This is a genomic window from Serratia sp. ASV30 (assembly GCF_016428815.1).
Taxonomy (GTDB): Bacteria; Pseudomonadota; Gammaproteobacteria; order Enterobacterales; family Enterobacteriaceae; genus Chania; species Chania fonticola_C.
The window spans coordinates 34,771-47,293 of sequence record NZ_JAELTL010000044.1 but is presented as its reverse complement, the minus strand read 5'-3'; the positions used below and the strand labels follow the sequence as shown (position 1 = coordinate 47,293).

Here is a 12,523-nt window from a genome sequence, read left to right as displayed (position 1 = left end):
TATGTTGATACCCCTGCCCGTCGTCGTCACACAGGATCAGGGTGCGCAGCACTTCGTGCCGGTCAACCACCTTCATCAGGGCCTGTGCCACTTTCTGCGGATCGGTACCGGCCTGCAGCTTGAGCGTCAGCGGGACGTTGTAGGCGTTGCTGCCTTCTTCATAACGGTCGATAAACCACAGGCGCTCCTGGGCAAACGACAGCCGCTGTTCCTCAGGCCGGGCGATCGACGGTGCCTGGATGATCTGGCTACCCTGCGCGGTATTATCAATAAATGCCGCCAGCGCACGGATGGATCTCAGGCGGAACAGGTCAGAGACATGCACGCTTTTTTCTAACGCGCGGGTCAAACGGCCCACCAGTTTGATCGCCAGGATACTGTTGCCCCCCAGGCGATAGAAGTCGTCCAGCACGCTGAGGCTGTCCTGCGGGAGGGCGAGCAGCTCGGCGAAGACCTCGGCCAGTTGCTGCTCGGTCGCCGTCTCTGGTGCTACCCGATCTGCCTGCGCCTCAAACGTCGGGACCGGCAAGGCGGCACGATCAACCTTGCCGTTGACGGTCATCGGTAGCGACAGCAGGTGAACCAGGGCCGACGGCACCATGTAGTCCGGCAGAACCTGTTGCAGATGGGCGTGCAACTCATCTTGCTCCAAGGGATCCTGTGCAATGTAGTATGCCGTCAGATGGGTATGCCCCGCTGGATTCTCGCTCGCCAGGACCAGTGCCTGCTGGATGGCAGGATGGTCGATCAGCCGGGCTTCGATCTCCCCCAGCTCAATACGGAAGCCACGGATCTTGACCTGGAAGTCATTGCGGCCCAGGTATTCGATGTTACCGTCCGGCAGGTAACGGCCTTGATCCCCGGTTTTATAAAGGCGGGCATTTTCACCACGGCTGCGTTCGGCGTCACTGCGGAACGGATTGGCAATAAACGCATCCGCTGTCGCCTGCGGATTGTTCAGATAGCCGCGCCCAACGCCAGCACCGCCGATATACAGCTCACCAATCGCACCCTGTGGGACGGGGCGCAACTGTTCGTCGAGTATATACAGCTGGGTATTACTGATTGGCTGACCGATGGGAACGGTGTAATCAAACGCCTGCGACGCCGTATTGGTCAAATAGGCCGTGGCGTAGGTTGTCGTTTCCGTCGGCCCGTAAACATGCACCAACTTGACCTGCGGATAAAGCGCTCTAAAACGATTAACATGGTTAACGGACACCTGCTCACCACCGAACAGCAGGTAGTTCAACTGCTGCAAACCAGGCAGTTCAGCATCCACCAGCGTATTAAAGAAGGCGGTCGTGGCAAAGAAATTGCTGATCTGACGATCGACAATAAGCTGAGAGAGACGGTCTAAGTCCAGGATATTTGGCTTATCGGCAATCACCAACGCGGCGCCATTTAACAACGCCCCAAAGATGTCATAAATGGAGGCATCAAACTGATAGCCTGAAATGCCAAGAATGCGATCCTGTTCACCGATCTCAACATAATTGGGATTAATCACCAGCCGGTTCACACAGCGTTGCTCTATCAACGTCCCTTTAGGATATCCCGTCGTGCCACTGGTATAAATGACATACGCCAGATCGTGGGGGCCGGTATTGCTGCATGGGTTATCTGTTGCACAGCGCGCCAAACGCGCGGTGGTTTCCGGTGCATCAAGAGGGATAAGCATGGCGCCGGGTGCCATCTGGTCTAGCCTTTGCAAAGCCTGTCGTTGGCAAAGCACCGCTTTTACCTTGGCATCCGCAATAATATAGCCATTGCGCTCATCGGGGGAATCCGGATCCATCGGCACATAGGCCGCGCCCGCTTTCAGTATGGCCAGAATGCCAATGACCAACTGCTCACTGCGCTCAAGATAGAGACCCACGAGATCGTTGGCGCGTAGCTGGCAACATTGCTGCAAATAATGCGCTAGCCGGTTCGCCTGTTGATTTAACTGTGCGTACGTTAACACCACGTCGTTAAATTCTACGGCGATGTTGTCTGGTGAGGCGGCCACGCGAGCTTCAAACAGTGCGGCGAGGGTTTTATCATGCTCGTAGGGCCTGCGGGTATCATTCCACTGGTGGATCATCGTTTGATACTGCGCCGCCTGCAGATAAGGCAACTCGGTTTGAGACTGAGAGGCACCCTGAACAATATTTTCTACCAGCGTCCTCATCGTGTTCAGCAGTTGTTCGATCAGCACGTCATCAAACAGTTCACCGGCATAATGCAGGCTCAACGCCAGATGTTGCTGTTCCAACACGGTCACCACCAACGGATAATCTTGCTTCTCGTTAGCACTGCCGAAACGTAGCCGTAAATCGCTATCGATGTCCCCACTGGGCATTGGATAGTTTTCAAAGACGAACAAAGAGTTAAACAGGCGTTTACCTGCCGGTTGTAGCTCAGCCAGATTGACATGGCTGCGGGTGTTCGCCTCGTTAATCGCGTCCTGCAGGTTTTGAATAGCCGTGAGGATCGACACAGAAGCCTGATGATCGACGATCAGCGGCAGTGTGTTGATCAATAATCCTACCGTTTGATCCACGCCATCCACGGGCAGGTTACGGCCTGAAACCACCGTGCCAACGATGCTGGCCGCATTGCCAGAATAAATACTGAGCACTTTGTGCCAGCAATATTGCAATAGCGCATTAAGGGTTATCGCGTTCTCGGCGGTGAACGATTTCAGCTGTTGGTAACAAGGTTCATCAAACATCAGCTGCTGTGTTTTCGGCGTTTTAATGTGCTTATATTCATTTAACTGAACGTGCTTCGCCTGCCCGCACAGCAAGATATTTAAATCTTCGGGTTCATCCTGTGGTGCCAGATAGTCCCGCCAATACGGTAAATGCTCGCTTTTGTGCGACTGTATATAGCGCTGAACCTGGTGGAAACCGTGGTCACCTTCCTGCTTCAACGTTTCACCACGCAACAACGCCAGATAGAATTTATGCACCGCTTCAATCAGTAGCGGGTTACTCCAGCCATCCATGATGGCGTGGTGGCAGCTGAAAATGCAGCGGTAACGTTCATCCGCATTTTTGACCACATAGACACGGAAGATCCCGCTGATCGACAAATCGTAAGGCCGTGCTCGATCCTGGGCAGATAAATCAGAGAAGAAGGCTTGCTGTTGGTGCTCACTTTTTCCACTGAGATCAAAGAAATGCCAGTTCAGTGCAGTATGGGCATCAACAATCTGCACCAACTCTTCATCCCAATTAAACCGCAGGCGGAGCGTTGGATAATGCTGCTGAGCATGTAACCATGCCTGCTTCAGACAGGCGATATCGAGCGCATTGTCATAGTCCCAGAACATCTGGGTATGGTAGGCATCGTCGACTTCACCCTGCGATAGCGCGTGGTAAATAAAGCCTTCCTGCAAACTATTGGCCAGATACACCGACTCCAGCTCGGTATCACGCTGCAGAGCGTCAAGTGTTGCTTGAGGTATTACCCCGTCAATATCTCGCGCGGTCAGATAAGTGCGGCTTTCCGCCATCAGGCGCTCAATAACGCCTGCAATCGCCCCCTGGTAACGGCTCGCCAGGTGTTGCAATACTTCGTCTGCCAGGTAACCGGAGAGGCGTATTCTCAGTTCCCCCCCAACTACACCACAGTTGACGCTGAGCAGATGCGCTTCACCATTCTGATGCGCAACGGTTTGTCCGCTGTTTGTAGGGCTGAAGCACCATCCCTCCTGCTGCACCTCATCAAAGCGCCCTAAATAGTTAAAGCTAACCGGTGGCAGCAGGTCGGCGTCATACCCCATCAACGGCGCAAATCCAACGCCCCGGCGCGGGATCCCGCCAACGGTCTCTTTGACGGTCACGATCCGTTGACGCCAGTCCCCCTCGCTACTCAAGCGGACCGGGTACATTGTTGTCAGCCAGCCTACCGTACGGTTGATATCAACGCTGGTATCGAGCGCTTCCCGGCCATGGCCTTCCAACGTCAGGTACTGGGTATGCAGCCCGGTAAACTCTTTGAGGATCTCAACAAAGCTCGCTAACAGAAGATCGTTGACCTGGGTATTGAACACATGATGCACCCCGCCCAACAGATGCTGCGTTAAGGTTTTGTTTAACGATAGCTCGCGTTGGCTCAAGGATGGCGAGGTGAAAAGCGGCGCTATCCGTTGGCGATAGTCACCAAGACCGCCAATCACAGTACGCCAATAAAGCGTTTCCTCATTGGCTCCCTGATGGTTGGCATAATCCTGTATCTGGGCAGCCCACTGACGATAACTGGTGGGCTTCTCACCTAAAATCTCAACGGGATCGCTAATACCCGCCGCGTTTCCTGCCAGCGCGCGATAAATCCTCTCCAGATCCTGTTTGATGATATGCCAACTTACCGCATCCATAATCAGGTGATGGAAAGCAAAATGTAGCTTCGCCCGCGGCGCATTTTCACTGTTTATATAGCCAATATGGCACAGCTTACCGCCGAAGATATCAAACTCACTTTGCCACCGATCAAAGAGCGCGATTTGTTGCTCGGCACCCACGGGTTCATCAATAACCGACAGCGGTATTTCGCCGACGTCTGATTGGTAGTGCTGGCTGTAACCACCATCACTGTCATGCGCAAAGACCAGTCTCAGGGCATCATGATAGGCAAATAACAACGCCAGGCTCTTGTTGAGTATGCCAATATCCAACGGGGGAACATCCAGCACAAAGGATTGGTTCCAGTGCTGGTAAGCGGCAAAAGTCCCCTGATCGACACGATCGAAGAACCACTGCTGGATCGGCAGCAACTGCGCAGGGCCGCTCAACATCCCCGACTCGGAGAGATGTTTGATGTGATGTTCATCGGCATCCAGCACGATATTCCGGGCAAGTAAACGCACGGTTTTACAGTCAAAAATATCTTTGACGCTGGCCGCCCCTTTTAGCCTTTGACGGATCATTCTCACCATCTGAATGGCGCTGATACTGTCGCCGCCCAGCTTAAAGAAATCGTCATTAACGCCGACATGACCCGGCGCCTGGCCTAATATCTCACCATAGATCTGGCATAGCGCCATTTCCATCTCATCGGCAGGAGCGACATAGTCATCCTGCCCGCTCAGATCTGGCAGCGGTAACGCCTTACGGTTTAATTTACCGTTAACCGTCATCGGGAACGCCGTTAAATGAACATAGGCCATCGGGATCATATAGTCAGGCAAAGCATCCGCCAGGTGCCCAATGATCTGCTCTTTGCCCAAGGCAACATCCGCAACATAGTAGGCAACTAACGACAGCGCTCCCGTCGGGAGCCTATGTGCAATGACCGCCGATTGGATAATCTGCGGAATTTGCACCAGTTGCATTTCAATTTCGCTTAATTCAATTCTGAAACCGCGGATCTTCAGCTGGGAGTCTCGCCTGCCAACATACTCAATATGACCGTCGGCCAAGCGGCGGACAAGATCGCCGGTTTTATACAGCCGTGCCGCTTCATTACGCTTCTTTTGCTCGTCGCTCTGGAAAGGATTGGCGATAAAGGCACGCTCGGTCTGCTGCGTATCATTCAGATAGCCCCGGGCCAGGCCAACGCCACTGATATAAAGCTCACCGATCACACCGACGGGGACAGGTGCCAGGTGTTCATCTAAAACATGCACATCAAGATTCAGTAGCGGCAGGCCGATATTGAGGTTGCCATCGCCATTTTCGTAATAGTGCAACGTCGCACAGACACTGCTTTCCGTCGGGCCATAGGCGTTGATAACCGTTGTTCCCTGCGCACGATAACGTTGCATAATCTCACGATTACAAGGTTCACCAGCAACAACCAGAGTAGAGAGCGCTAAAAGGGAGTTTTTATCCAATAATGCCGGGGGAATAGTGGCAATATCAATGCGAGCATCGGCAATATATTCCGCTAACGCGTCAAAATCCTTGCGCTTATTTTCCGGCAAAATATGTATCACATGGCCATTGGCAATCGCCGTAAAGAGCTCAGAGACATGGGCATCAAAAACATAGGCGGCATACCAAAGACATTGCTTTATCGACTCCTCGCCAGGTGCCAAGCCAAACGCTTCGCCCTGAACCAGCGCCAGATTGATTAATCCCGCGTGTTCAATCATCACGCCTTTTGGCTTACCTGTCGTGCCGCTGGTATAAATAATATAGGCTAACTGGTGCAAATTTATGGCGATATCAAGGTTCTCTGACTGCTGCTGAGCAACCAGGTCGCGCTGAAACTGCGGGTTATCAACGGCAATAATCGGCACCTGTGGCAACTCTGCAATCTGATTCAAATAGCTCACGCTGGCGCTATCGCCCAAGATGGCTTTCGCTTGCGTGTCCTGCAGAATAAAACTTAGCCTGTTCCCGGCCTCGCCAGGGTTAAGCGGAACATAGGCTGCACCCGTTTTGAGTATGGCAAGAATACATACGGGCATTGCTGCCGACTTTTCAAGGCACAGGGCGACGAAATCGCCGCTCTTGATCCGCAGTTCACACCTTAGGTAATCAGCCAGACGGTTGGCCTGTTGATTAAGCTGTTGATAGGACAGTGTTTGATTGTCATAGACAACGGCGTTGCGGGCTGGGTAAGTCGCGGCCATACGCTCAAATTGTTCGACAATCGAATGTTGAGGGACTTTAGCCCCAACGCATACATGCTGGGTGTGGCGTGGCGGCTGCGCAATCAGCGTGATGGTCTTTATTGGCGTGTCTACTTCACCTGCAAGCAACTTATCAAGCGTATTAATAAACAGATCTTTATACAGATCGATAAAATTCTCAACCAAAGAGGCATCAAGGACGTTGCGATCAAACCTGACGCGATAGTTGATACCACTCGCTAACACCTCCTGTTCAAACAACAGTTCATTCACCAGGTCAATATGGAAGTCGTGATTGGCCGACTCATCCACGATGCCACTAAAATGGGTATGATGATCGCGCAGGAAAGTTTGGGCAAAAGCGACATCCAGTACACCGGTGGCCTCACCACAAGCCAGGATCTCATGGACAGGTAAATATCTGGCTTTTGTCTGTTTTAATGCTTTGTAATAACGATGAACACTGGCAATAACGCTACGGATAGTCGCATCATCCGCAAAGCGATAATCGATAGCCAAGGTATTGATATGCGCGCCATACAACAGCTCCTTACCTTCAGAGATCGCCACCGGGTAAGCGAGCGCAACGGCTTTTTGCCCTGACATTTTGTGTAACAGCAGCGCCATGACCATTTGCCCGAACAGGTAAGTGGTCAACTTATACTTGCGCAGTAACAGCTTTACGCGACGGCTGATATCTTCATCAAAACCAAACAGTAACTCGCTGATCTGACGCCGGGTTGCAGCGGTTGTAAGCTGGCGGCCCGTTTGTAAAAAGCGTAAATCAACGCCTTCAAGATCGCCCAGACGCTCGCGCCAAAACCCACGCATTTGTTCGCCTTTTTCTTGCAAAAGCGTGGCGAAATTATGGCAAAGCTGCTGGTGCATAACCCCCTGTTCCTGCAGCGATGGCACCTGATAGTCGATGCCATTATAGCGTTTACGCCATTTGTCCCAGATCTCTTCGGTACTGATGCCATCGACAACAATATGATGAAAAATAAACAATGTACGGTATCGTTCTGCCCCAAGAGAAATCAAATGTATCCGTACCAGTGGGCCATTTCTTAAGTCAAAGGGGGCAGAAACTAGCGCATAAATTTCTTCATCGGTTAACGGGGTGTCGTGATAGGTGACTAAATTGAAAACGGGCTCTCTCGGTACCCAGAAGGCCCCATCAGGTCCGTCATCAATGTTATGACGGGTAATAAAATGCTCGTTAAGCAGCTGTTCAAAACTATCGTTATACTTTTTTTTGTCTATTTCGCCGACAATAGTATTGTCGATCACCATATTGTAATCACTGCGATCGGGATCTTGTAGCCACTCATAATAAAAAATTGTCTGATAGGGGGTGAGCGTTATTTTTTCCATATTATTCGCCATGATTATTTTACTCCTTGAGATATTTTATTTATAAATATTTTGGCTGGCTTGAGCCATAGCACGGCCAACACCGTGAGCATCGACTCACAGCAATAGGTATCACCTGAACGTTATTGTGCCGAGGGTTCAGCAGTACTCGCGGATCAGGGTGAAATTATGGTTTGGCTGATTATTCCCGTGCCAATGCGTCAATGGGATCCAACCGCGCAGCGCTGCGCGCAGGGAGATAACCGAACACGACGCCAATACCGGTGGAACACAGGAACGCACTCAGCAGAGCCACTGGCGGGAAGTTGATCTGCCAGCCCGGCATCGCCAGCTGCACCAGCAAGCCGATGGTGAACGACAGCGCGATCCCTAAAATCCCCCCTACCAGGCAGACCAGCACCGCCTCAATCAGGAACTGTTGCAGAACGTCGCCGGAACGAGCGCCTACGGCCATGCGGATGCCGATTTCTCGCGTTCTTTCTGTTACCGAGACCAGCATGATATTCATCACGCCAATCCCACCCACCACCAACGAAATCACCGCCACCAGGATCAGGAACAGTTGCAGCGTACGGGTGGTTTTTTCCGCCGTTTGCACCAGGCTATCCATGTTGTAGGTAAAGAAGTCTTTCTTGCCGTGGCGCAGCGTCAATAGCCGCGTCAGTTGCTGTTCCGCCTCCTGGCTGTTATAGCCATCGCGGATACGCACGGTGATCGAATCGAAGTAGTCGTTGCCCATCAGGCGATTGGCCATCGTGGTATAAGGCACCCAGACGCTGAGCATCTTGCTGCTGCCAAACATGGTTTGCTTTTCCTTCGCCACCCCCACCACGGTCGCAGGCATATTGCCAATCAGGATCACCTCACCCAGCACGTTTTTTTGTTGCGGGAACAGACGGCGCTGGGTGTTGGTATCGATCACCACCGTCTGCGTCTGGGACTCCACCTGCCTGACATCAATAGCCGTTCCCTGAGAAAACTCCATGCCGTACACCCGGAAAAACTGCTCGCTGACGCCTGCCACATTAGCCGCCACATCAATATTGCCAAAGCGCAGACGCATGCTGCTGCGAGTCATGGGAGAAAGCGCGCTGATATAAGGTTGTGCACTCAATGCACTCAGATCGTCATATTTCAACGCCTGGCGGAGGGTTGGGTCATCGTCACCAAAATCCTTACCAGGATAGACGTCCACAGTGTTGGTACCGATGGATTTGATCTCGGCCAATACCTGCTGTTGGACGGCATCGCCTATCACCAGGATCGAGATCACCGAGGCAATGCCGATAACGATCCCCAGCATGGTCAATAGGGTGCGCATCTTGTTGGCCGCCATCGCCCACCAGGCCATCGACAACGCCTCCCGGAAACGGTCGGCCATCTGCTGCCAGGAAGGGGCTGGCGTGGCCAGTTCCAACGACTTGGCCTGTGGCTTGCTCTGTGCCTGTGGCCGAGAATCGCCAATGATTTCGCCATCGTGGATTTCGATAATCCGCTCGGCTTGCTGCGCTACCGCCGGATCGTGGGTAACGATGATCACGGTGTGTCCCTGCTCGCACAGCTGCTTGAGGATCGCCATTACCTCTTTACCTGAGTGGCTATCGAGCGCACCGGTTGGCTCATCCGCCAGGATCACCTGGCCACCGTTCATCAATGCCCGCGCAATGCTGACACGCTGCTGCTGCCCACCGGACAGCTGGCTTGGCCGATAGGCGATACGTTCTCCCAATCCCAGGCGTTGCAGCAAGGCCGCCGCCCTGGCATGCCGTGCCGAGTGACTCATCCCAGCGTAAACGGCAGGCACCTCCACGTTATGCGCCGCACTCAGATGTGGCAGCAAATGATAACGCTGGAAGATAAAGCCAAAATGCTCGCGCCGCAGCTGGGCTAATGCATCGCTATTTAGCGTGGCCACGTCCTGCCCGGCCACGCGGTAAATGCCGCTGTTGGGTTTGTCCAGACAGCCGAGAATGTTCATTAGCGTCGATTTACCGGAGCCGGAAGCCCCGATGATCGCCACCATCTCACCAGCATCTATCCGCAGGCTGATGCTTTTCAATACCTCCAGGGTTTGCTCACCGGATTGATAACTACGCCGGATATCACTCAGTTCCAACAGTGCGGCCATCAGCTGCCCTCCACGCCGCCGCGGCTGACAATCACCTCTTCACCGGCTGTCAATCCACTGACAATCTGCACATCCAGGTTGTTACGCATGCCGATCGTCACCTCCCGCAGCTGTTTCTGGCCCTGTTGCAGCACCGCAACGTGGTAACGGTTATCGGCGATTTGTTCCCCTAACGCTACCAGCGGAATAACCAGCGCATCGCTGGCGCCAGCCAACTGAATATGCACCTGCGCGGTCATTTGCAGGCGCAGCAACCCCTGCGGATTTGGCACTTCGAAACGCGCGTAATAAAAGATGGCGTTATTGACCTTCTCTGGGGTGGGTTGGATGTCTTTCAGCACGCCCTCAAAGCGTTTGCTCGGATCGCCCAGCACGGTAAACCAGGCTTTCAGCCCCGGCTTGAGGTGGATCACGTCCGCCTCGGAAACTTGTGCCTTCACCAGCATGGTACTCATGTCTGCCAACGTCAGAATGTTGGGTGCCTGCTGTGCGGCGATCACCGTTTGGCCCTGAAAGGTGGTGATCTGCACCACATCACCGTCCATCGGCGCTTCAATGCGGGTATAGGCCAGATTGATCTTGGCGGTATCCAGGCTGGCTTGATTTTTGGCGATCTGCGCCCGGGTGTTTGCCACCTGCGCCTTTTTCACCGCCAGATCGGTGGTCAATTTATCCAGATCCTGGTGCGATACCGCCTGCACCTTGGCCAATTCGCGGTTACGCTGCAAAGTGACCTCTGCCAGTTGCTGCTCCGCCTGCGCCTGTTGCAGCTGGGCTTGCAGTTGCCGTAGCGTGGCCTCGCCTTCGCGAATGCTGTTTTGTGCCTGTTGGGGATCGATAATGCCGAGCAGTTGCCCTTTTTGCACCTTATCGCCAATCTCGACCTTCAGGCTCTCCAACTGTCCGCTGACCTGAGCCCCCACATCAACCTTACGTACCGCATCCAGTTGGCCGGTCGCCAAAACGTTCTGTTGAAAATCACGCTGGGTAACCTTAACCGTTTTAAACTCCGCAGGTAACGGTTGGCTGAAATGCCAATAGACCAGCATAGCAATCGCCGCTAAAGCGCCTCCCCCTAGCAGCCTACGTTTTGTTCGTCCTTTTAACATATGGATATTTTTCCCTAGCTATTTCGTCTATTCCTGCCAATTTCTAGCCACAAAGCCGCCATCGAATTAAACCATCACGTGAATCCATAATATTCCCCACCAAGGCCAATATGTGCAGCGAGACTATTATTGATATTCCTTATAACTTCCATCTATTTCATAATGCTTAAGCTATAAATAAAACCATTTACCCATCCTTCGGGAATGGCTTTTATCACGGCACACTGGCGCAAGCCGGATAGCAAAGCCGCTGATCCCCCCCATCGTGTGCCGGACCTGTAATGGGCCAATACGTTTAAATTGACATGAGTGATAATAGAACTGATTGGAATTTTGAATAACAACCATTATTGATTAATTTCTCTGATAGTTCAAATAGAATTTTCCCGTTAACAGCTAAGAATCCCTGCATTTATTGGTACTAATTCCGAACAACTAAGTTATTACTTAACAAAAAACAAGAAGTGTCTTAGCTATATTTAAGAGAGTATGACTCTCTGTCGTGCAGCTGGAAAACCGAGTTATTCATACAGATTATTTATTGGTGTACATCCTGAGCAATTAAGTTATTACCCAACAAGACAAGAAATATCTTATCTACATTTAAGACAATATGAGCAATTGTCACGTAGCTGGAAAATTGAGTTATTCAGACAGATTATTAATAGCGCCAGCTATTGGCACCGTTGACGCCAACATGATGCGGACCCCAACCAAGCACTTGAGGTTAGGAGAAACCCCCTTTAGTGGGTGAATAAGAGTGAGCTAAATCCCGTTTTTCAAATTATCTGGCACCCGCTCTTGCTTGAGAGACGAAAAAGGAGGTTTTGTAGAGAGGATGTTCAGTGGGAGCAAACTAACACACCTGCGGCAACTCCAGACAAAGGCTGACCCAATGACAGACTTATCCTCTTCGCCTAAGACTCTCGCAATGCCAGAAATCACTGGCGTCACCGTAGCTCATGATGGTCTGCATTATCTTAAGCCAGAGTTATTGCTGGATTTTATTAGTGTGACGCCGCTGCAACTAGTCTCCATAACGCCGCTTGCGGTGCTGTATGCCTCGATCGGCGTTTTGCAACGCATTGACCTGAGGAAGATCCCAGTCGCCATCAAGGGGCGAGTTATTTACCCTATTTGCCCCCAGTCCCTCCCCAACCTGCGGGCCAAACTGGTGATCAACGGACCGCTGAAGAAGGTTAAGTTTCAGGGAAGCCTCATCCCGGTCACAGAAGCTCAGTCGGTAAAAAACATGACGCTCATTGGTGTGGCACTGGAGTTTACGGTGCGAAAAACCTGACGAATAGATCAAACGTGCGCAGCATACGGTTTGAACAACCTCAACCG

General features: G+C 52.1%; 4 protein-coding genes. 1 reads left to right on the top strand and 3 read right to left on the bottom strand.

Annotated elements, in window-relative coordinates; all coding sequences use genetic code 11:
• The 3 genes from JHD74_RS18325 to macA all read right to left on the bottom strand — a co-directional run.
• A partial coding sequence (locus tag JHD74_RS18325) for a non-ribosomal peptide synthetase (protein ID WP_199063236.1) occupies nt 1-7,951 on the bottom strand: 7,951 nt, incomplete at its 3' end.
• A 169-nt stretch (nt 7,952-8,120) separates the two neighbouring features.
• A complete protein-coding gene (gene macB, locus JHD74_RS18320) occupies nt 8,121-10,067 on the bottom strand; it encodes a macrolide ABC transporter ATP-binding protein/permease MacB (protein ID WP_024529101.1) in 1,947 nt (648 codons plus the stop codon).
• Complete coding sequence (gene macA / locus JHD74_RS18315) at nt 10,067-11,176, bottom strand: macrolide transporter subunit MacA (protein WP_024529102.1); 1,110 nt, start codon at nt 11,174-11,176, stop codon at nt 10,067-10,069. The genes macB and macA overlap by 1 nt, the downstream gene beginning before the upstream one ends.
• A gap of 931 nt (nt 11,177-12,107) precedes the next feature.
• Here macA and JHD74_RS18310 point away from each other — a divergent pair.
• Entirely contained in the window at nt 12,108-12,476 is a 369-nt protein-coding gene (locus tag JHD74_RS18310) for a dTDP-glucose pyrophosphorylase (protein WP_233169583.1), read from the top strand.
• Nucleotides 12,477-12,523 lie beyond the last annotated feature (47 nt).